The 20,664-nt window shown below is 61.3% G+C and carries 17 protein-coding genes; 8 read left to right on the top strand and 9 right to left on the bottom strand.

Annotated elements, in window-relative coordinates; all coding sequences use genetic code 11:
• Window positions 1-5: 5 nt before the first annotated feature.
• The 6 genes from HOY34_RS12355 to HOY34_RS12330 form a co-directional block, all read right to left on the bottom strand.
• Window positions 6-2,834: a vWA domain-containing protein gene (locus HOY34_RS12355; protein WP_172363286.1), complete on the bottom strand. Its 2,829-nt coding sequence runs from the start codon at window positions 2,832-2,834 to the stop codon at window positions 6-8.
• A gap of 345 nt (window positions 2,835-3,179) precedes the next feature.
• Window positions 3,180-4,223, bottom strand: coding sequence for a quaternary amine ABC transporter ATP-binding protein (locus HOY34_RS12350; RefSeq protein WP_172363284.1), 1,044 nt, complete (start codon window positions 4,221-4,223; stop codon window positions 3,180-3,182).
• Complete coding sequence (locus HOY34_RS12345; protein ID WP_172363282.1) at window positions 4,216-5,103, bottom strand: ABC transporter permease; 888 nt, start codon at window positions 5,101-5,103, stop codon at window positions 4,216-4,218. The genes HOY34_RS12350 and HOY34_RS12345 overlap by 8 nt, the downstream gene beginning before the upstream one ends.
• Window positions 5,104-5,256: 153 nt before the next feature.
• Window positions 5,257-6,255 carry an ABC transporter substrate-binding protein gene (locus HOY34_RS12340; protein ID WP_172363280.1) on the bottom strand — a complete coding sequence of 333 codons (999 nt, stop codon included), beginning with the start codon at window positions 6,253-6,255 and terminating at the stop codon, window positions 5,257-5,259.
• A 498-nt stretch (window positions 6,256-6,753) separates the two neighbouring features.
• Complete coding sequence (locus HOY34_RS12335; protein ID WP_172363278.1) at window positions 6,754-7,803, bottom strand: GlxA family transcriptional regulator; 1,050 nt, start codon at window positions 7,801-7,803, stop codon at window positions 6,754-6,756.
• Window positions 7,800-9,071 carry a replication initiation protein gene (locus HOY34_RS12330; protein ID WP_172363531.1) on the bottom strand — a complete coding sequence of 424 codons (1,272 nt, stop codon included), beginning with the start codon at window positions 9,069-9,071 and terminating at the stop codon, window positions 7,800-7,802. Before HOY34_RS12330 ends, HOY34_RS12335 begins: the two co-directional genes overlap by 4 nt.
• Before the next feature lie 668 nt (window positions 9,072-9,739).
• On the opposite strand from HOY34_RS12330, the gene HOY34_RS12325 reads away from it, so the two are divergent.
• From HOY34_RS12325 to HOY34_RS12290, 8 genes are all read left to right on the top strand, one after another.
• Window positions 9,740-11,140 (top strand): AAA family ATPase, encoded by a 1,401-nt coding sequence (locus tag HOY34_RS12325; RefSeq protein ID WP_172363276.1) that lies wholly within the window; start codon window positions 9,740-9,742, stop codon window positions 11,138-11,140.
• 4 nt (window positions 11,141-11,144) lie between these two features.
• A complete protein-coding gene (locus HOY34_RS12320; protein WP_172363274.1) occupies window positions 11,145-12,212 on the top strand; it encodes a ParB/RepB/Spo0J family partition protein in 1,068 nt (355 codons plus the stop codon).
• Entirely contained in the window at window positions 12,209-13,171 is a 963-nt protein-coding gene (locus HOY34_RS12315; RefSeq protein WP_172363272.1) for a DUF1403 family protein, read from the top strand. The genes HOY34_RS12320 and HOY34_RS12315 overlap by 4 nt, the downstream gene beginning before the upstream one ends.
• Before the next feature lie 2 nt (window positions 13,172-13,173).
• Window positions 13,174-13,800 (top strand): SMC-Scp complex subunit ScpB, encoded by a 627-nt coding sequence (gene scpB, locus HOY34_RS12310; protein WP_172363270.1) that lies wholly within the window; start codon window positions 13,174-13,176, stop codon window positions 13,798-13,800.
• Between the two features lie 281 nt (window positions 13,801-14,081).
• Entirely contained in the window at window positions 14,082-14,381 is a 300-nt protein-coding gene (locus HOY34_RS12305) for an SH3 domain-containing protein (protein ID WP_172363268.1), read from the top strand.
• A gap of 173 nt (window positions 14,382-14,554) precedes the next feature.
• Window positions 14,555-15,262 carry an inorganic diphosphatase gene (locus HOY34_RS12300; protein WP_172363266.1) on the top strand — a complete coding sequence of 236 codons (708 nt, stop codon included), beginning with the start codon at window positions 14,555-14,557 and terminating at the stop codon, window positions 15,260-15,262.
• 545 nt (window positions 15,263-15,807) lie between these two features.
• Window positions 15,808-16,530: an MgtC/SapB family protein gene (locus tag HOY34_RS12295; RefSeq protein ID WP_172363264.1), complete on the top strand. Its 723-nt coding sequence runs from the start codon at window positions 15,808-15,810 to the stop codon at window positions 16,528-16,530.
• A 333-nt stretch (window positions 16,531-16,863) separates the two neighbouring features.
• Window positions 16,864-17,862, top strand: a complete 999-nt coding sequence (locus tag HOY34_RS12290) for a Hint domain-containing protein (RefSeq protein WP_172363262.1) — start codon at window positions 16,864-16,866, stop codon at window positions 17,860-17,862.
• Window positions 17,863-17,985: 123 nt separating this feature from the next.
• Here HOY34_RS12290 and HOY34_RS12285 read toward each other — a convergent pair whose 3' ends face one another.
• The 3 genes from HOY34_RS12285 to HOY34_RS12275 are packed head-to-tail and all read right to left on the bottom strand — an operon-like array spanning window position 17,986 to window position 20,551.
• Window positions 17,986-19,440, bottom strand: coding sequence for a hypothetical protein (locus HOY34_RS12285; protein WP_172363260.1), 1,455 nt, complete (start codon window positions 19,438-19,440; stop codon window positions 17,986-17,988).
• A gap of 29 nt (window positions 19,441-19,469) precedes the next feature.
• Window positions 19,470-20,078 (bottom strand): DUF4159 domain-containing protein, encoded by a 609-nt coding sequence (locus HOY34_RS12280; RefSeq protein WP_172363258.1) that lies wholly within the window; start codon window positions 20,076-20,078, stop codon window positions 19,470-19,472.
• Window positions 20,075-20,551, bottom strand: coding sequence for an ATP-binding protein (locus tag HOY34_RS12275; RefSeq protein WP_172363256.1), 477 nt, complete (start codon window positions 20,549-20,551; stop codon window positions 20,075-20,077). The genes HOY34_RS12280 and HOY34_RS12275 overlap by 4 nt, the downstream gene beginning before the upstream one ends.
• Window positions 20,552-20,664: the final 113 nt, after the last annotated feature.

The following is a 20,664-nucleotide window of genomic DNA, read 5'->3' as shown; positions in this document are numbered from 1 at the left end:
TGGGCTTACGGCAGGTGAACCAGACGAACCGGCGTGGCCTCAAGCCCCGGATCCCCTGCCCCGAAATCGGCCCAGTTGTTGGTCTGGCTGAAAATGTCGCCGTAGATCTTGCGCTTGGCCTCAAGGTTCTCGATGAACTCCTGCTGCTGCGCCACCGACATTGACGACCAATAGGCCTGGTCAAGGCGCAGAACCTGGCTGCGATAGGGCAGATTTTTCAGGAAAGCGGGCAGGATCGCCTCAATCGTCGAGCTATCACCGGCACGGATATTGTCGGGATCGGTCGCCGTCTCGGCCGCCAGCTTTTGCAGATTGGCAAAGAAGGTCTGCGGATTATCACCGCCCGAGCGGAAAGCCCCGATGATCGCCTCAAGCCGTTTGTCCAGCGTGGACAATTGGTTACGCGTCAGGAAGGCAGAAACCTCCAGCGTTTCGGTCTCGGGCGCGGTCAGATCGCGGTCAGCCGCCCAGCCCGACAGGAAGGCAGGTGCCGCCCCGTCGTCAATATCGCCAAGGCTTTCCAGCTGTGCGCGGAAGATCTCATTGTTGATCACCGCTGCGATTTTTTCCTCGGGCTTTGCGTAATCGACCGGGACCGGCTCATCCTCTTCGTCGTGCAGCAATTCGCCCGAATTGACCACCATCGTGCTGCCTGCAACCTCTGTCGCAAGGCGCATAACGGTGCGGCTGAACTCTTCATCCGAGGTCGCATCGATGGCGATATATTTATCGCTGGCGATATCGCCGGTGCCCGCCAGATCGCCATATTGGCCACGCGCGATATCGGCATCACCCTTGGCATTTGCAGGCGTCAGCAGATGCAGCGGAACAATCGAGATCCCCTGCTGGCGTGCCCTTTCGCGCAGACGCGAAAGGGTCATATCCGGGTATTTCACCCCATCACCGCTGCGGGCCGAGGCATCGGTGACCAGGATAATCACCCGCGCATTATAGGGCGACCAGTCATTCTGGTCGATTGCGTCAGTCAGACCGGCAATCGCATCCTCGGCAAAACCCTTGGTCGGCGCCGTCGCCTCGGTCACCCGGCCGATGTTCGACAGGACGGTGCTGGCCGGGGCCTCGGGGTCAAGCGGCTGGAACACCCGCGTCACATATTCCAGGCCATCGGGGTTGCCTGCGATATTGTCGCGGAAACCCACCAGCCCGAAGGACACGTAATTCGAGGAATCATACTTGCTGAAGGCCTCATAGAATTGCTCGACCGCCTGGCGCGTCTGATCAATGAAGGGCCGCATCGAGATCGTGGTGTCGATCACGAAAACCACGCCGACGCGGAACTCTCCGCTTTCGCCTGCGGCCACCCGCGAATCGTTCTTGAAGCTTTCTTCGTCACGCGCCCCGATATTGGCGGTTGGGGCCGAAGGCAGCGCCGCCACCCGAACCAGCGTCGTGTCGGTGGTGCCGTCAAACATCTCACTGCGCCAATCCAGGATCGGCAGCAGATAGGGTTTGGAATCGTAAGTGACAGCCGACTGAGGCTCAATCGCCACCAGGCGTTTGTCCCAGTCGGGGTCGGCCTTGCCGCGCTCATCCGCGATGGAATCATAGAGTTTTTGCGCGTCGCGCTGATAGAACGGCCCGGAAACCAGCGAGTTCAGCGCCGATTCTTCCTCAAAGAACAGCACCTGGTTGCGTTTGCCGCGCGGAGCGAATTGCATGACAAGCATATTGGTCCAGTCAACGCCCTTGTCAGAACGCGCCCAGCCCTCTGGGCCGCCGCGCACGGTGCGGCCAACCTGCATCCAGGGCTCGCCACCGATCTCACGACGCTCAAAAACGTAAAGAATCGAGAATACCGGAACCTCGGTTCCCGCATCCGTCGCGCCTGCCTCGGGATAAAGCACCATGCCCGGCTGCGAGATCACCCGGATATAGGCCTCGGCATTTTCCGGATCGGTCAGCGGCAGCGGGCCCGTGGGCACCTCATCGGCCAGTGCAGTATCCACCCCGGTGCCAGGATCGGCAGGATCAGCCGCAACATCAGGCTGCGCCGCCTCGGGCTGTGCAGCTTCGGCGTCTTCGGCGGGGGTGTCAGATGGGGCATCAGATGGGACTGCCGCATCCGGATCGGCGGCGGCGACTTCTGCAGGCGCGGGATCCTGCGCCGCATCTTCTGCAGCGTCTTTTGCCTCAGGCGCCGACGCATCATCCGCATTTGCCGCCGCGACAGTATCCCCACCGTCAGGGCCAACATCGTCCGGGCCAACATCATCCGAGGCAGCACTGTCAGCGCCAGCAGGAGCAGCGCCAGTGTCATCAGCCGCAGCAGCCTCTGTTTCGGCCTGATCTGCGCTTGCCGCAGGGGTATCATCGGCCTTTGCCTCAGGCGCAGCGGCCGTTTCCACGGGGGCCTCTGCCTCTTTCTTTTCTGCAGGCTCATCCGAAACCGCCACAGGCACCTCGACCGGCACCTCGGATGTAATACGGCCTTCTTTCTCAACCTCGGTCAGCAGCTTGTCACGGGTTGCGACAGCCTCTTTGATCTGATCGAGCACCACTGTCGCCGCAGCGACCGCCTCTGTCTGGCGGCTGGGCGCGGCTGTGCACCCCTCACCATTCTCGGCGGCGGGCAGCGCGAGATCGGGCAGCTTCGGTGCATCGGGCAAGCCGGTCTGATCCTGCTCTGCGCTAAGATTACCGATCCGGAAATCCTGACCATCCAGGCGCGACTGCAGCCGTCGCTTTGCCTGTTCCAGCGATTTCATGCCTTCGGTCGCCACCCGCAGCTCGGCCTCGAACTTTGCATCGCATTCAGCGGCGACAATCGAGCTGGTGCAGAGAAAAACCGTCAGCGCGGAAAGAACGATCTTCATGTAATTTATCCGTTCAGCAATGTCTGGATCGAAGGCACAAAGGGCCGCAATACTCACAGCCGCGTGATTTTTAACGCAACCCCGGGCACAAACAAGTCAGTATTTGCCACTTGCAATCCCCCTGGAATTCGGCGCTGCAGACTGAATCACGCCAATATTGCAGAATGATTACTGTTCGGGCGACTTTGCCCCCTTCCGCAAAATAAAACGGATGCAGCCGCCCGGTCGTGCTGCTTACAGACACAACCGGGGCGACACCGGCGGCGCCGGGCATGGCTGTATCCGCCCCAAAGCGCCGCCTTTGTCGAAAGAAACAACGTCCGATAAAACCAGGGGCCCCCGGCGTCAGATCTGGCCGCCACCCGCCGGGAAGATCCCCCGCGTAATCGCCGCCATATCAACTGTGCCGACCGGGCGTCCCGCCGCATCTGTCACCTGCAGATGCGTGGCATTGCTGGCAATCAGCTGCCGTGCCGCATCATCCAAAAGCGCATCGGATGCGATACTTGCCAGCCCTTCACCCGCGCCGCCCTGCTTCATCACAGTTGAGACGCGGATAACCTTGCCCCGGTTCACATGCTCAACAAAGCTCTGGATATAGCCATCAGCCGGGTTCATCACGATGTCCTGGCCGGTGCCCTGCTGCACCATATTGCCGTCGCGCAAAATGGCGATACGGTCGCCAAGGCGCAGCGCCTCATCGAGGTCATGGGTGATAAAGACAATGGTCTTGCGGATGTCCTTTTGCAGATCCAGCAGGATCGTCTGCATATCGACCCGGATCAGCGGATCAAGCGCCGAGAAGGCCTCATCCATCAGAAGGATCGGCGCGTCATTCGCCAGCGCCCGCGCCAGGCCAACCCGCTGCTGCATGCCGCCAGACAGCTGGTTGGGGTATTTCTTCTCAAAGCCTTTCAGCCCGACCCGCTCCAGCCACATGGTCGCCGATTTCACCTGAGAGGCGCGATCAACGCCCTGAACCTCAAGCCCGTAGACGGTGTTTTCCAGCACATTCCTGTGCGGCAGCAGCGCGAATTTCTGGAACACCATCGCCGTCTGATGGCGGCGGAACTCGCGCAGCTGGTCGGGGTTCATTTTGACCACATCCTCGCCGCCCACCACCACCTCGCCCGAGGTCGGGTCGATCAGGCGGTTGATATGGCGGATCAGCGTCGATTTACCCGAGCCAGACAGGCCCATGATCACCTGAATCCCGCCCGCGGGCATAGAGATATTGATGTCGCGCAGACCCAGCACATGGCCGTGCTTTTCGTTCAGCTCGGTCTTGGTCATGCCATTCTCGACCCGCGCCACCATCTCGGCGGCATTCGGGCCGAAGATCTTGTAAAGCTTACGGATTTCAATCCCGATTGCGGGTTTATCAGCCATGGACGATCTCCAGATGCTTTTGCAGACGGCGGCCATAAGCCTGGCTGACACGGTCGAAGATGATGGCGATGCAGACAATCGCAAAGCCGTTGAACAGACCAATCGAGAAATACTGGTTGTTGATCGCCTGCAAAACGGGCTGCCCCAGCCCCTGCACACCGATCATCGCCGCAATCACCACCATCGCCAGCGCCATCATGATCGTCTGGTTGATCCCGGCCATGATCGTCGGCAAGGCCAGCGGCATCTGCACATTCTTCAGCTTTTGCCAGGAGGACGAGCCAAAGGCATCCGCCGCCTCAAGCACATCCTTGTCGACCATACGGATCCCAAGGTTCGTCAGCCGGATCATCGGCGGAATGGCATAGATCACCACCGCGATCACGCCTGGCACCCGGCCAATGCCCAAAAGCATAACCACCGGGATCAGATAGACAAAGCTCGGCATGGTCTGCATCACGTCAAGGATCGGGTTCACCACCGCCTGCACCCGGTTTGATCTGGCCATCACGATGCCGATCGGGATCCCCACCGCAATCGCCACCACCGTGCAGACGAAGATCATCGAGATCGTCCGCATCGTATCATCCCACATGCCGAACCAGCCGATCACCATCAGCGCCACCACCGCAAAGCCGGTGATCTTCCAGCTGCGGCTGGCAAACCAGGCGATCAGCCCGATCACCGCCAGCACGATGGGCCAGGGCGTGTTCAGCATCAGCCGCTCGGCCTGGATCAGGAAGATGCGCAGGGGTTCGAAAAACCACTCAAACGTATCGCCCCAGGCGCGGGTGAAGCTGCGGAAACTGTCGTCAATCGCCTTGCGCAGATCGCGCAGGGTGGCGGTCTCCATGGTGGGAAATTTGGTAAGCCAGTCCATTCGGTGCCCCTCCATCGGTGCCCCAGTCAAACATGGGAAATGCACATGCCGGCCCTTGCCGGGCCTCTTTGGTCATTTGGCGGAATTGGTCTCACATTCCGGCAGCCGCAAAGCCGCCGGAATGCAGGTTCTCAGGCCAAAACGGCGCTTTGATCAGAGGCTGGCTTTGATCTTTTCAGCGGCCTCGGGCGTGACCCATTTGGTCCAGATTTCCTCATTCTCTTTAAGGAAGTGACGCGCCCCATCATCGCCATTGGCCTGATTGTCGGTCATCCAGGCCATCAGCCCGTTCACTGTCGCATTCGACCACGACCGGGTGTCGAGATAGGCTTTCACATCCGCAGGCGCGCTTTCCGCGAATTTCGAGGTCATAATGGTCTGAACGGTATCACCCGGCCAGTCATTCTTTTGCGGGTCGGTGCAGTCTGCATTGGCGTTGCACGCGGTCCAGGCCTCGGCGTCATAGGGCACGCCATGCTCCAGCTTGACCATTTCATACTTGCCCAAAAGCGCGGTCGGGGCCCAGTAATAGCCAACCCAGCCCTGCTGGTTTTCATAGGCCCGCGCAATCGAGCCATCCAGACCCGCCGCCGAGCCGGTATCAATCAGCTTGAAGCCCTTCTCTTCACCGCCATAGGCTTTGAAAAGATTGGTGGTCACCACCGTGCCGCCCCAGCCCTGCGGGCCGTTGAAAACCGCCCCTTTTGAGGGATCTTCGGCGTCCGGGAAAAGGTCCGGGCGGGCCAGAACATCATCAATGGTTTTCAGATCCGGATTGGCATCGGCCAGATATTTCGGGATCCACCAGCCCTGAACAGCCCCATCCGACAGCGCCAGCGCGCCCTTGACCAGGCGGCCCTCTTCGGTGCCGCGCGCGATCACCTCGGGAACCAGATCAACCCAGCCCTCAGGCGCGATATCGGGCTGGCCGCGCTCTGCCATCGAGGTCAGGGTCGGCACGGTGTCGCCGGTGATCACGCTGGCGTTGCAGCCATAGCCCTCGGTCAGAATGATCGCGTCCAGCGCGGCCAGGACCTCGGCGCTTTGCCAGTTCATGCTGGCGATGGTCACATCTCCGCAGTCAGCGAAAGCTGCCGTTGCCCCAAGCCCAAGGCCCAGCGAAAGCGCAACAGTTGCGACAGATCTTTTCATGGCTATCTCCCTATTTGGCGGTTTGTTTGAAAGAGATCGCAGGCGATACCGCTTCGTCCTGCGAAAAGTGGCGTTCAGAAAATCGCGCTCCTCATAAAAGCAGGGTCTGGCCCTGCAGAACGGGCGGCGGAAAGGGGCGCGAAAGCGATGCATGCAGCAGGCATGTCAGATGCAGCCTGTCGGGCAACCCCATGAATTTTCAGGGCAGCGCAGCCCGGACCAATGGGCTGGAGCAGCGGCAGATCAGGCTTAAATGCCTGCGCAGCCGGGGCAGTCTCTGATGACAAATGCAGTCTGACCATGTCCCTCTGTCTTGTCATTCCGGTCATATCTACCAACAGCCGCAGATGCGGCTACAACAACGGCAGGTGAGTCCCTCTTCTTAGAAAATCAACTCAAACCTGTCAGGTCGATGGTCATATTACGACATGAGCGACAGGATTGCGACCTTCTTCCCGAAACCGTTGCGAAATCCTTTCCCGCCATGAAACCTGCCCCCTACCCCCGATCCGCCACAGCCGCGCGATCACCGCCAGGGAAATGCGAATACTTGTTCGGCGATACGCCATATTTCTGGCGGAAGCTGCGGGCGAAATGGGATGAGGAAACATAGCCGCAGGCCACCGCCACCTCCATCACCGTCATATTGGTTTCCGACAGCAAAAGCCGCCCATGCTGCAGCCGCAGCCCGTTCAGATATTGCACCGGGGTTACCCCCAGATACCGCCGGAACAGTCTCTGAATCTGGCGCGGCGTGACACCCACGTGATCGGCGCAATCCTCCAGCAAAAAGTCCTCGGCCAGCCGCCCCTCCAGCCAGGCCACCGCCTTCACCACATGCTCATTCCTCGTCCCAAGGCGCGAGGCAAGCGAGGTCATCTGGTCATCGCTTTCGCGCCGCATATGGGTCAGCAGACACATATCCATCACCGCCTGCGCCAGCGCCGGGCCGTAATGCTCTGAGATCAGCTTCACCACCAGCTCGGCCGAGGCGATGCCCCCCGCACAGGTGATCACCCGGTTGTCGATGCAAAAGACCCGCCGCAGCGGTTCAAGATCGGGATAGGTTTCGATAAAGCCAGGGATATTCTCCCAATGCAGGGTGAACTGGCGATCCTTCAGGATGCCCGCCTTGGCCAGGGTATAGGCCCCGGTGCAAAGGCTGCCCACCGTGCGACCGCGCCGCCATTGCACCCTGACCCAATCCGAAAGCCGCCGGGTCGAGGTCATTTCAGGCTCTGTGCCCGCACAAATCAGCACATAGCCCGAGGGGGCCTCTGCCGGAAGCGGCCCATCAACCACCACCTTCATCCCGTTCGAGGCCATGACAGGCTCGCCCTCAGAGGACCAGACCGCCCATTCGAACAGCGTCTTTCCGGCCAGCTGATTGGCAACCCGCAGCGGCTCGACCGCCGAGGTGAAGGCCAGCATGGTAAACTGCGGCACCAGCACAAAGCCGACCGAAACCGGATCGCCCCTATGCGCGACATCGATATGCGCCACGCCCCGCGAGATGAAAGAGCGTCCCCCTGCCCCGGCAGAATTCATTCCGGCTCTCCCAATCCTTCAAAGGCGCCGGGCGAAACCTCTTCCCAAAACGCCACAATCGCCGCCGCGTTGATCGCTGACATCCAGCCATGGCGTTCAAAGTCATCCCGGGCCGCACCGTCCAGCCGCGCCTGGAACAGCCGCCGATCCGCGTCGCGCTGCGTGGGGGTGCGGGCCTGGGCCAACTCCTGGATCCGCGCGATCCGCCTTGCCCGAGGGGACAGCATGGCGGGCGAAAATGCAGCGGCGGATGCCTCATGGTTTCGCGGCGAAACCATCAGACCCTTGCCGCCTGCCCCGTCATCTTTCAGCACTTTCGAAAGATAGCCCACCGCGTTCCTGACCCCTTCCTGGCCTGCGACATAGTCCAGTTTCTGGCGCAAATGGTCCTCGCCATGTTCCTGAATCCACTGCCGCGCCAGCCGATCCGACACCCCAAGCGCCCTGAGCCGGGCGTAACTGTCAGAGTTGCGCAATCCCTCGCCATCATCGAGATCAAGGATCGCCAGCTGCGGGTTTTCACTGATCAGAAAGCGGATTTCGCTGACCTGCCGCCCCAGTTTGCGCAGCTCCGGCACCACCGAGATGTTCGAGGTCTTGTTCACCTCGGCCACCGCAGGCTTGATAATCTTGGCGTTCAGATGCTTGAACTCATCATAATAGGGGCTGTCCGCCACCCCCATCAGCCGGCGGAACAGATCCAGCGACCACCAGCCGGTCGAGCCGGTGCGCACAAAACGATAGCAGTTCTCGTAAAGCGCCAGAGCATGGCCAGAGGTAAAACGGCGCTGGATGTTCAGATTGATCAGCGCAAAAACCTTGGGATCATGCAGCTTTTCGGCCAGCGCCGGCGAATAGGCATATTCGCAAATACCGCCCTTCAGCTTGGCGTAAGACAGCAGCGCTGAGACGCCCCATTCCTGCTGGCCATCCGCATCCAGCATGTCCCATTCGGCGACCGTCTCGGCCAGGCCGCGCAGCGAGGCCTTCAGCGTCTCCATATCATTCGAATTATAGCCGATCATCAGGCACAGCGTGCGCGCGTCGATCTGATGCCGGGTCTGCGAGGTCAGCGTGTCATAGGCGTTCAGCAAAAGCACATTGGACAGCTTGCGCTGCAAAAGCGTCAGCTTGCCCGAGACATGGATCGCCGCGACATGCTTTTTCACCGCGCCGCGCCGCAATGGGCCGCTAAGCCGATCGCGCGGAATATCGTCGTTTTGCCGGTCCTGGTTTTGCCTGTCCGGTGTCGTCCGCTCGCCTGCCATTCGTTCTGAAACCTGCATCGCCTGCCCTCGTGCCACGCCTGCCTGTGCATGAGCACCTCATATGCGCACATGCCAGCAGGTCATTCAGGGGCTGTGCAGGATCTTACGAATCTGCCAGCTGCCCTTTGATTGCCTGTGATCATCCGGCAAAAGGTATCCAAAGGCAAGAAGATCGCGGAGACCCGTCAGCAGCCTGTCACCTCCGGAAATCCAGCTCACCGTAAACGGATACCTGAAGCAGCTGGTCGCTGGCGAAAGGTATCCGTCTGCGGTATCCCCCCTGTGGATAGTTTATGTATAGAATCGGCCCCCCTGGCAAAACAGGCTCTGTTATGGCCTTTTTCGCATGCCCACCCCCGTTTTCCGGGGGGATCCCTGCGAATCGGAACCTCTCTTCCTGTATCCGGATACCTTTGCGCCTGCATTCAGGTGCCTCTGACCCTGAATATGGGCACCAAACGGCCCTGAACCTGCTGTTTTTGCTGGATTAGTGACGTTCTAAAGCTTCTAAAGAGAAAAAAATCCATTAAACAACTGGCTGATTGCGTCTGATCTGAATATTTTCTCAGAAGAACAGCCTCCTGGTCGAATGCAGAGATTCCCATTCGCCAGACGATGTGCCATAGTTGCGGCGATATCAGCATAAACTGCGGACATACAGGCAAGCAATGGCACAGAAACCAGCGACTCAGGGCAAGGTCGAACTTCCTCCCTATTTCAACATTGATCCTGCCCAGGCGGCGCAGAAACTGGCAGAGCCGATTGATACCGCCCGCTTTGCCAAGGCTGCCGCTTTTGCGACGCGGGGCCGCGATGATCTTGCCCGCCGTGGCTATGCGCCGGATGGGAAAAAGCGTCTGCGCCGCTTCTCGACCTGGGAGGTCTGCAAATATCTGATCCCGGTCAATTCCGCCCATCTGCGCCGGGTTTTGCGGCTGAACCCTGATCTGCCCCAGGGCGAGGGTGAAGGCGGTTCCAAATGGTTCACACTCGAAGAGGTGCTTGCGCTGCGCACGCATTTCGCGGCTGAGGGCGCGCGGGGCCGCGAATACCGCGCCTGGCGGCCCGAGGGTCTGCCCGCAAAAGTCGTGGCGATTGCGAACTTCAAGGGCGGTGTTGGCAAGACCTCGACCGCGGCGCATCTGGCGATGTCGGCAGCGCTGGATGGTTATAAGGTGCTGGTGATCGATCTGGACAGCCAGGGCTCGATGACCTCGATCATGGGCGGCAAGGTTGAAGATGAATGGAGCACCGTTTTCCCGCTGCTGGCCCGCGACTATGCGTTGCGGCTGCAGGAAGAGAATGAGATCCGCACCGCCAATGGCGAGGCCCCTTTCACCTTTGATGAAACCCTGACCGAGGCGCTGAAGGTTTCGCCGCGAAACCTTGTGCAAAAGACCCATTGGCCGAATATCGATCTGATCGGGGCGCAGCTGAATCTTTACTGGGCCGAGTTTCAGGTTCCCGTCTGGCGGATGCAGCTGCGGTCCTGGCAGCTTTGGGATGCGCTTTCCAACGCGCTTTCAGAGGGCGGGTTGCTCGATGACTATGACATCATCCTGCTCGATACCCCGCCCGCGCTTGGCTATCTGACCATCAATGCGCTGTCGGCCGCTGATATCCTGCTGGTGCCACTGGGGGCGTCTTTCCTCGAATTCGACTCGACCGGGCGCTTTTTCGATATGATCTATTCGACCTTCGCCTCTATCGAAGAGGGGGAGAATCGCGCCCGTCGTGGATCGGGGCTGCCTGAGATGCGCTTTGAATGGGACGCGGTCAGGGCGCTGATCACCCGTTTTGATGCTGCCCAGCAGACCGATCTGGCCAATGTGGTTCAGGCCTGGTTTGGCGATTTCATGACCACTTACCGTCAGGATGTGACGGCGATGGTGGGGCAGGCGGGCGAGCAGGTCTCGGGCATCTATGAGACCGATTACCGCGACTACAATCGTGACACCTGGGTGCGCGGGCGCGAAACCTTTGACCGCACCTGGGCCGAGGTGAAAGAGCTGATCCTTGGCACCTGGTGGCGTGATCAGCAGATGGCAAAAGCCGGCGAGGAGGGCTGAGGATATGGCAAAACGCAGAACCCTGGTGCCGCCATCGCTGGCCGATATCAACCGCGTCGAGGAAGAGTTTCGCCGCGAAACGTCGCTGGCCCGGCCGACCATGGCCCCGATTGCCGCCGTTGCGGCCGAGGCCGCTGCCGCTGCCGATCCGCGCCCCACGCATGAACGGCTGGCCGCAGCCCGCGATCACGCTGATGCCAATGCCTGGCGCGAGGCGCAGGGCCAGGGGCTGGTCATGCTGGAGCTGCCGATTGACGGCATCGACGCCGATGCGCTGGTGCGTGATCGCAGCGCGATTGGCGCCGAAGAGATGGAAGAGCTGAAGCTCTCGATTGCAAAGAATGGGCTGCGGCTGCCGATTGAGGTCTTCACGTTGCCCGGTGGCGGCTATGGTCTTTTGTCGGGCTATCGGCGGCTGATGGCGGTTCGGGCGCTGAAAGCGCTGAGCGGCGATCCGCGCCACGACCGGATCCGCGCCGTGTTGCGCGACCCGGAAACCATGGGCGGGCCGATTGCCGCGATGGTCGAAGAGAATGAGGTCCGCGCCGGGCTTAGCCAATATGAGCGCGGGCGGATTGCGGTTCTGGCCGTGCAACAGGGCGCTTTTGCCAATGTCGAGGCGGCGGTGGATGCGCTGTTCCCGGTGGCCTCAAAGGCTAAGCGTTCGAAGATCCGCTCTTTCGCGCTGGTCTTTGAAGAGCTGGGCGATATGCTCGCCTTCCCCGAACAGTTGCGGGAAAAAGATGGTCTGCGACTGGCGGCTGCCCTGCGCGACGGGGCCGAGGGGCGGCTGCGCGAAAGCCTGGCCCTTCACAGCCCGGCAAGCGCAGCTGAAGAGGCGGTCCATCTGGATAAGGCGCTGGCCGCGCTGGTTGAAAAGCCCGCCGATCCCAGCCGGGGCGGGCGTCCAAAACGCGAGCCGACGGCGCGGCATATTCTGCCTTCGGGGTTGGTGATCGAGGCGCATGAAGAAGCGAAGGGCTGGTCGATCCGCATCGGTGGCGCGACTGCAGATCGGGATCTGGTGCTGCGCGGTCTGCGGGATATGGCGCAGCTGCTGGAGCGGGCATGACCCAGCCACAGCCCCCATCACGCAGCGCTTCGCGGGCGAAGATCCGCCCGCCTTTGCCAGAGCTGACGGCCGCGCATCCGTCGGTGCCGCGCTGGTTGCGGCTGGCGCATGAGGGGGATCCCGGCTTTGCGGCCGGTGCGGCACTGGCCTGGCTGGATCCGCTGGCGCGCGCGATGACGGCACCGGGGGCGTTGTGGCGCAAGCGACGGGCGCTCGCGGTCGCAGAGGTGATCGCTCAGCTTGATGGTCATCGGGTTGATCAGGCCAGGCTGCGCGATCATTGGGTCTTGCGGCGTGAGGGGGATGACCCCGGCCCGGCGGCGCAGATCTATGCGGGGTGTCGCTGGCTGGCCTCTTCGCGGGGGGGGCGGTTGCAGGATTGGGCGGCGCAGTTGCCGCAGCGTTTTGGGTTGCAGGGCGACCAGGATCTGGTGGAACGGCTGCATGATCTGGCGCTGGCATTGCCGCAACGTGGCGCTGCGATTGCCGAAGCCGCTAGCGCCGCCGAGGTGCTGATCACGGGCGGCCCGGCCCAATCTGGTGCGGCTCGGCGCGGGTTGGCGCTGGCCGATGCGGTTCTGGCGCGGGCATTGGGCTGGGCGGTTCCGGTGCCTTTGCTGGCGCTTGGGCTGAAGCGGGCCGATCTGCGGCTGGCGGGGCAGGGGGCGGCCTGGCGCGATGCCTGTGCGCGGGGCTTTGCGGTCGCGGCGCTGGCGGCCGCGGATGAGCACGCCGATCTTTTGCGCAGGTCTGAGGTTTTGCTGCGCGCCGCGCCGCGCCTGCGGGGCCGCGATGCCGCCGCAAGGGTCGCAGCACTTCTGGATGAGGATGCGCTGGCCGCCGGGGCGGGGGCCGAAACCAGCGACCGCTCGGCCCGTCGGTTCTATGACCGGCTGATTGATGCGGGGGCGGTGCGCGAGTTGACCGGCCGGGCGACCTTCCGGCTATACGGGCTTTGACCATGGCGGCTGATCGCTTTGATCCTGAGTTGCCCGATCTGCCCCAGGCGATGCGCTGGCGCGAATGGATGGCGCGGGCTGAGGCGGTGATCTTCGCCAGCCCGACCCCGGTCACGCGTGAGGTGCTGGCCCGGGTGGTGGGGCAGGGGGTCAGCCTGGATCTTCTGATCGAGGATGTCGCCAACAGTCTGCAAGACCGCCCCTATGAAATCGCGCGGGTGGCGGCGGGCTGGCAGATGCGCACGCGCTCACGTTTTGCTCCGGCGATCCGGGCGGCGCTGGCCCCGGCTGACAGCAGTCGCAACCTTACGCCCGGTGAGGCGCTGATCCTGACGGCTGTCGCCTATCTGCAGCCGGTGACGCGTGGTGCCATCTCGCGGATGACGGGGCGCGAGGTCAGCCGCGATACGGTCGCGCGTCTGTTTCGTCAGGGGCTGATCGGGCGTGGTCCGCGCAGCCCGGAGCCGGGCGCACCCTATACCTGGGTCACAACGCAGGGCTTTCTGGAGCATTTCGGCTTTGCCTCATTGCGTGATCTGCCCGATATTGAGGCGATGGAAGATGCGGGGCTGCTAAGCCGTGATCCTGTCCCTTCGATTGATCTGCCGGTCGCGCCGGAAGAGGATTGACGCCAGGCGGTTCGTGCTGAGATCCAGATTTCGCGGGGAAACCGTGCCGGGAAATTATTGGACGTTTTCTGTCCCGACACCAGCGGCGGTTTTACCGGCCTTTTGGTGGATATTCCGCCGTCTTGGAGATCCTTCGTCGCAGAAGGGCCGTCGCCTCTGACGGTGCCTGGTCAGGATCTGCCGGGTTCGCAGACGGCCCTGCTCTTCCTGTGGACGCGCCCGCGCCCGCAGGTTACCAGTGGCCGCCCATGCCGGGCCAATACAAAAAGCAGGAGAGGCAAATGCACCGCGCCATCCAATTTTTCGCAACCACAGCACTTGCCGCCGTGGTCTTTCTGTCTCCGGTGCAGGCCGGCGTCGCGGGTGAGTATGAGGTCGTCGGGGTCGAAGCCGAGGATATGCTGAAGATGCGCTCTGGCCCGGGCATCGGCTATCGCATAATCGTCGGCTTGCCGAATGGCGCATTGGTCAGGGTCCAGAGTTGTGAGCAAAGCGGCAGCACGCGCTGGTGCAAGGTCTCTCTTAAGCAGGCCCGCGGGCTGAAAGGCTATGTCTCAGCGGCATATCTGCGCAAGCTTTGACAGCTGTGCCGGGGCTGTGACTGCGGCGGGCCCGCCTGGGAAGCGAGGGGCGCCCATAGGCTTAGCGGGTCTGCAACAAGGGGGATTTTTCCCCGCGCCCGATCCCGCACCCCGTCACGTATCTGTCAACTTGCCTTGCTACACGCGCTCAGAAATCTGAGTGGAGAGACCTGATGAAAATCGCAGCAATCCTGACCGCCTCGCTGGGGCTTGTCGCTTTGTCCCCGGCGGCTGGCGCCGAAACCATCGGTGGTCTGGCCTATGCAGACAGCACCCGCAACAGTGACGCCATGCAGGTTAAAGATCAGTTCACTATCGTTGGCAGCGATGATCTGATGAAGCTTGCGCCGACCAATGCAGACGGCTCGGTGCGCGCGATTGTCGAGATCCCCACAGGCACCTCGGCCAAATGGGAGGTCAGCAAGGAAGACCCGAAAGCGGTCTACTGGGAGTATAAGAACGACAAGCCCCGCATCGTGAATTACCTTGGCTACCCCGGAAACTACGGGGCCATCCCTGGCACGGCCCTTCCGAAGGATCTGGGCGGTGATGGCGATCCGCTGGATGTTCTTGTGATCGGACAGGCTATCCCGCGGGGCGAGGTGACGAATGTTCGGTTGATCGGCGTCCTGAAAATGCTTGATGGCGGTGAGCAGGATGACAAGCTTATCGCGGTTCTTGCGGAAGGCTCTCCGTTCTCGCATATCGAGAGCATGGCGCAGCTTGACAGTGAATACCCCGGTGTCAGCGACATCATTGGTCTTTGGTTCGCAAATTACAAAGGCCCGGATGGCGGGATGGAAGCCAAAGGCTTCGAAGAAGCGGCTGTCGCGCGTGAAGTACTGGCCGCAGCTGAGGCCCATTTTAAAGCCGCTGAGTAACAGCCAACGGTCCTTGCGCAGGCCTGGTTTTGGCTGAGATGCAAGCGCCAGAATGGAAAAAGCCAGCACGAAAAGAGCCGCCCTGGGTATTCCGGGGCGGCTTTCGATATTCGGGTATCCTGGGAATTTCCCGGATTATCACCGCCGCACAGGGATCCTGGTCTTGCTGATACCCGGGGCCCGGTGCTGCCCCGTATTTCGTGGCATCGCATTGGGCGCAGGAGGGCCTGGCGCAGGGCATGAGCATAGCTTTGCCTGCCTTGCATCTGCGGTGAGGTCTGCGGCTTGCCCAAATTCCCCGCCCGCCCCAGGATGAAGGACAGGTGCAGGCGCATCCCGCTGGCGCATCCCGCTGTTGCATTGTCCTGCTGTCCGTCAGCGAGAGGTCTGTCTGCACCGTGCTCAGGTTTGACAGCTGCCTGTGGGGCTTGCGCTTTTCAGGGGGCGAAACCTGTAAGGGCCAGCCCCTTCCCCGAGGTGGTGCAGACTTGCAGAGCGCACGCGGGATGATGCCTGGAAAGTAACGAGAAAGTCGGAAAGCGAGTATGGATTTCGAGGCGATATTTCAGGGGTTCACCGACAAGGACATGATGGTCCCCATAGTGTTCAGCATTATTTCAGGGATACTGATCGGGGGGGAGCGGGAACTGCAGGGCAAAGATGCCGGTCTGCGGACACATACCCTGGTCTGTTTCGCCTCGTGCCTGCTGACGCTTCTTGGGCTCAGAATGGCGGAATGGGTGGCCTTCCTGCCCGAGGGCACGCAGATCGTGTCTGACATGTCGCGCATGCCCCATGCGGTAATCACGGGCGTAGGCTTCCTGGGCGCGGGTGTAATTTTTCGAAACGGTGCCTCGGTTCACGGTTTGACCACGGCGGCTTCGCTTTGGCTGACGGCTGCTCTGGGTGTGATCTTCGGCACTGATATGATCGAGCTGGGCATCATCGGCCTGACCTGCGCAATTGCAATATTGATAGCGCTCAGGCTGCTGCAGAAAGCTCTGCCGAGCTTTAAGTCGATCCGGATCGATGTAACGGCAGCAGGCAAATCCCCCGCCAGCTTTGACAGGCTGCTTGCAACGCTGCGCGATCATCAGGTGCGTCTTCAATCCTCGGGCCTGAAGACAAGCGATCAGAGCACCACGCTTTGCCTGACGGTTGTTGGCGCTGTTGGTGCGCAGGTCCATGACTGGATGCCATTGATGGACGATATTCTGCAGATCGAAGGCGTTGCGGATGTAGCGATCACCCCGCTGGAAATTGAATAACGCGCAGAAGAAAGCCCGAGCGCCCGTTCTGTTTCAATCCCGCCTGCACATTGCGAAATGCCCCCCCGGCTGGCCAGCTGGGGGCTAAGAACGCATGGCGTAAACCGAGGTGTTCATGGCAAGGCTCTTTCCGGGCGGGTCTTGCAAACCCTATGGGTGGCACGGGAAATCGCCGCGAAATGCAGGCGGGGCAGGGCCCTTTGATGCGCTTTCGAAAGCAAATCTGCTTCGCATGATCTGCCACATTTCTACCTTAATTTGATTCAAATCTCTCAAATACAACTTTCGGTTGTGCCTGGCTGTCGCGCACCGGAAGAACTACGGGAGGCAAATTTGGAGTTTCAAATTCCAGGTGGGGGGGGAACCTTAGTAAGGCTGAATACCCTTGTATCGATTGCTGTTGGAGGCGACGCCAATTTACTTTTAGCCGGCCTGCTCAGCCCGCAGGTAAGCGCCACACTCTCTGATGCTGATGGCATTTTAAACCCGGGCGATACTGCAGGCTGGTCGGGTTCGGACGGATCATCTAACGCCGTTTTCGTCGGCTATGGCGAGGCTGTTCTTCTGGACGTTCTGGGCCTGGACATCGGGTTCCCAAGCCCGGTCCTGGTCTTTCAGGTCTATTACCCCGGGGTTGCATCCGGACTTGCATCTGGCCTTGGCGCGGGGATGCGCACATACCTCTATTATCCTGATGGTGCGCCTTTACTCGCTGGCGTCAGTATGAGCATCTCGCTCACCACGATCGGCTATGATTTCACCGACGGAATGCCGGTATGTTTCGCAAGGGGGACGCTGATCGAAACCTGCTCAGGCCTGCGCAATATAGAAGACCTTGCGGCAGGGGACCTGGTGCGAACCAAAGATGATGGCTTGCAGGAAATTCGGTGGATTGGCTCGCGGGTTATGCCCGCAAGAGGATCAATGGCCCCGGTGCTGTTTTGCAAAGGAGCCATTGGCAATAAACGGCCGCTGCTGGTTTCCCAACAGCACAGTATGCTGATCACTGGCTGGAAAGCGCAGCTTCTGTTCGGGGAAGATGAGGTCCTGGTGCCTGCGAAACATCTGGTCAATGATCACTCGATCCGGCTGCAGCCGGGCGGCCTTGTCGAATATTTTCATGTGATGTTTGACAGGCACCAGATAATTTTCGCCGAGGGCGTTCCGTCGGAAAGTTTTCACCCAGGCGATACCGCGATGAGCGCATTGGACAGCGCGGCCCGGCATGAGATATTTGACGTATTTCCAGAGTTGAAAGAAACTCCGGCCTGTTACGGGGTATTGAGCCGAAGGCATATAAAGGCTTTTGAAGCACGCCTGCTGCGGAATTAGCAGAGCCTGACAACAGAGATTTGCAGGACAGCGGCTGCTTTCAGGCAAGTAGTCGCTGTTCCGCTTTCACAGGCATGGGGCCGGGCGAAGCAATGGGGGGGGGCGCGGCGGTTAAAAAGAAACTCAGGGCAGATTGCGCAATCTGCGCGAGGCCCATTGCAGCGACAGCGCGCCCATAGCAATCAGCGCGAGAAAGCCGAGCCAGCCCAGATCTGGCCGTAACACAGACTGCCCGGTAGCGGCGGGCTTTGCGCCGGGTTCGCCAAACGCCTGAAACCAGGCCGAAAGCGGAGCGGGATCGCTTTTTGCCAATAGCGCCGGATCGGCCGCGGTTGGCACCATCTGGCTGTCAGCCACAGCTGCCGGCAGCGCCGCAAGCCAGAGACGGAACTGCTCTTCGGTATCGGCAGCCGTGCCGTTCATCTGCCAGCGCCAGAGATCGTGATAGCCGCTTTGCAACACAAGCCCCTTTCCCTCGCGGCGCAGCGCGACTGCGATGCCCTCTGTGCTTTGTTCAAGGGCGGTCGCATCCTCACGCAAGGTGCCCAGCGGATAAAGCTCCAGCGCGTCACGCGGTTGCGCAGTCTCACCGAATTTCGAGGGCTCACGCGCCGTGTCAAAATGCGATGATGGCAGGATCGTCGTCAGCCCCGCTGGCAGATCCGGTCCGGTCACGATAAGTCCGCCGCCTGCCGCGACATAGGCGCGGATCTCGTCGGCATAATCCCCGGCGCTGGCATCGGTTACGATGACTGCGGCATAGTTTTCCGGGCTGATTACCGGGGGTGTCGGCTCTGGTGGCGGCGCGGCTGCCTCGGCCGGTTTCCGGGCGCCGCCTGCCCTGCCGCCGCCGGTCTGACCACGCTGAGCGCGGCGCGGCGGTGGGGTGTTTTTGATGATGTCAGTTGGCGTGACCCCAAGGATCGCCGTGTCAGAGGCTTTCAGCCTGGCATCGACCAGCCAGCCATGTTCCTCCAGCGCCTGCGCCATGAAACGCGCTTCCCAGGAGGGGGCCCCCAGCAAAAGAAGCGGCTTCAGCGCCAGGGATTCCCGGATCAAAGAGCTGGCACCTGGCGATCCGGCGGCCATATCCTTTGCCCCCGGGGCCTGGCTGAACCCTGCGACTGCAGGGCCGGGTGCAAGTGTGAACACGCCCTTGCCCCCGGTCAACATATGCGGGGGGCCAGCCTCTGCCTCACGCCCTGTCGTCAGCCGGATCTGCGTGTCGCCATCGCCCGCACTGACCCAAAGCCGCAGGGGCGCGCGCGGGTCGGCGACCGGCTCCAGGCTTGCGCCGCGCGCCGGAAGCGGCGCAGAGGCCTGCCAGCTCACCAGGGTGCCCGTGGCGGCCAGCGCCGCCAGCCAGTCGCGGTGCGCGGCCGCGGGCAGCTCTGCCAGATCAAGCCCGACCCCGGCAGGCGGTGTCCTGGTCCAGGCCCGCAGATCAGGCGCGGTGACCTGCTGGCGATGCGCGGCAGGCCCCTGGCCCTGGCTGTCGGATAGGATCCATAGCGCGGTTCCGAGGGCGATCACCGCCACCCCATGCAAGCCATGTTCCAGGATCTGCCGCATTGACATCTGTCTGTCTCTCATCATCCGCGTCCCCGTCACCGGCTTAGCGCGTAAACAACGAGGTTCACGCCGAACAGCGTCGGATCAAGCCCCATGAAGCGCTTGCTTTCCGGGCGCATATCCCATTCAGAGGAATAATCCTTGTTGCTGTAGAGCAACCCGATCCGGCCATTGCGGAACACCGCAAACAGCTCTTCATGAACCAGCTGGTCGCCCCAGCCGTTCATCTCATGGCTGGTCGTTGGCGGGCCATCCTCAAAGGTGAAAAAGGCGCGATAGATCTCATGATCGTTCGGAACGACCTCAAGCCCGCCGAAGATCCGGTTCATCTCTTCGACCACGCTCAGGTGAAAGACCCCCTCGATATCGTGATTGTGGTCATCAATCAGCATGAAGCCACCGCGATCAATATAGCGCCTGAGGTTCGCGCGTTCGCGGTCGGTAAAGCGGACCGGGAAATGCCCGGTCATGAATGTGAACGGATATTCGAAAATCTCGTCCGAGCCGAGTTCGACAATCGCGCCAGAGGGCGACAGGGGCAGGGTGGTGTATTTTGCCAGCGTGTCGATCAGCGCCGCAGGCAGGTTCGGGGCGCTTTCCCAGTCACCGGATTCATATTTTACGGTTGCGAAGGTGAAGGTCATGGCTGGGCCTCCGGGGGCATGTCAGGTTCCGCTGCCGTTTTCGGCGCGGGCTCTGGCCATAGCATCGGTGTCCAGTCACCAGGACCCGCGACCAGCTTTGGCGGGCCGTCCAGCGCCTCGGCAAGCCGGTCGAGCGCGGGTGACGGATCATCGCCAGAGCGCAGCCGAGAAAGGGCATCATTCATAAGGGGGCTTGCCTCGGGCAGATCGCGTATCAGGCTGACTGAGAATAGCGACATCTGTTCATCGGCCTGCGCCGGATCGCGGCTCAGGGTATCGCGCAAGCCGCGAAACTCTTGCGCCAGGCGCTGGCGGGGGCTGTCCTGGCGCTTACGGGCGCTGCGCGGCGGCGTTGCATGCGGCTCTTCGCCTTTCAGGCGGACGCCCTCGACATCGGCGATCGCGGGAAGAGCCTCGCCACGGAAGAAATAGCGGGTCAGATTGCTCAATGCCTTCAGGGGGCTTTGTTGCACTATCCGGCCGGCTCATGGATTCATGTTTGTGAGTCAGCGGGTTAGGTTGGCTCTATGAGCAAGCCGATCCCTCTTTTTCGCACAACGAACTGGTCGAGCTACAGCCGGGCCCT

It is taken from the genome of Pseudogemmobacter hezensis (assembly GCF_013155295.1).
Taxonomy (GTDB): domain Bacteria; phylum Pseudomonadota; class Alphaproteobacteria; order Rhodobacterales; family Rhodobacteraceae; genus Pseudogemmobacter; species Pseudogemmobacter hezensis.
The sequence above is the reverse complement of the archived record's forward strand: the minus strand, read 5'-3'. Positions and strand labels throughout refer to the sequence as shown.

Coding starts and splice junctions, on each gene's coding strand:
- HOY34_RS12325 (WP_172363276.1), top strand. CDS start 9,740: ATGGCACAGAAACCAGCGACTCAGGGCAAGGTCGAACTTCCTCCCTAT.
- HOY34_RS12340 (WP_172363280.1), bottom strand. CDS start 6,255: ATGAAAAGATCTGTCGCAACTGTTGCGCTTTCGCTGGGCCTTGGGCTT.
- HOY34_RS12315 (WP_172363272.1), top strand. CDS start 12,209: ATGACCCAGCCACAGCCCCCATCACGCAGCGCTTCGCGGGCGAAGATC.
- HOY34_RS12355 (WP_172363286.1), bottom strand. CDS start 2,834: ATGAAGATCGTTCTTTCCGCGCTGACGGTTTTTCTCTGCACCAGCTCG.
- HOY34_RS12335 (WP_172363278.1), bottom strand. CDS start 7,803: ATGAATTCTGCCGGGGCAGGGGGACGCTCTTTCATCTCGCGGGGCGTG.
- HOY34_RS12295 (WP_172363264.1), top strand. CDS start 15,808: ATGGATTTCGAGGCGATATTTCAGGGGTTCACCGACAAGGACATGATG.
- HOY34_RS12305 (WP_172363268.1), top strand. CDS start 14,082: ATGCACCGCGCCATCCAATTTTTCGCAACCACAGCACTTGCCGCCGTG.
- scpB (WP_172363270.1), top strand. CDS start 13,174: ATGGCGGCTGATCGCTTTGATCCTGAGTTGCCCGATCTGCCCCAGGCG.
- HOY34_RS12285 (WP_172363260.1), bottom strand. CDS start 19,440: ATGTCAATGCGGCAGATCCTGGAACATGGCTTGCATGGGGTGGCGGTG.
- HOY34_RS12280 (WP_172363258.1), bottom strand. CDS start 20,078: ATGACCTTCACCTTCGCAACCGTAAAATATGAATCCGGTGACTGGGAA.
- HOY34_RS12330 (WP_172363531.1), bottom strand. CDS start 9,071: ATGGCAGGCGAGCGGACGACACCGGACAGGCAAAACCAGGACCGGCAA.
- HOY34_RS12320 (WP_172363274.1), top strand. CDS start 11,145: ATGGCAAAACGCAGAACCCTGGTGCCGCCATCGCTGGCCGATATCAAC.
- HOY34_RS12300 (WP_172363266.1), top strand. CDS start 14,555: ATGAAAATCGCAGCAATCCTGACCGCCTCGCTGGGGCTTGTCGCTTTG.
- HOY34_RS12345 (WP_172363282.1), bottom strand. CDS start 5,103: ATGGACTGGCTTACCAAATTTCCCACCATGGAGACCGCCACCCTGCGC.
- HOY34_RS12350 (WP_172363284.1), bottom strand. CDS start 4,223: ATGGCTGATAAACCCGCAATCGGGATTGAAATCCGTAAGCTTTACAAG.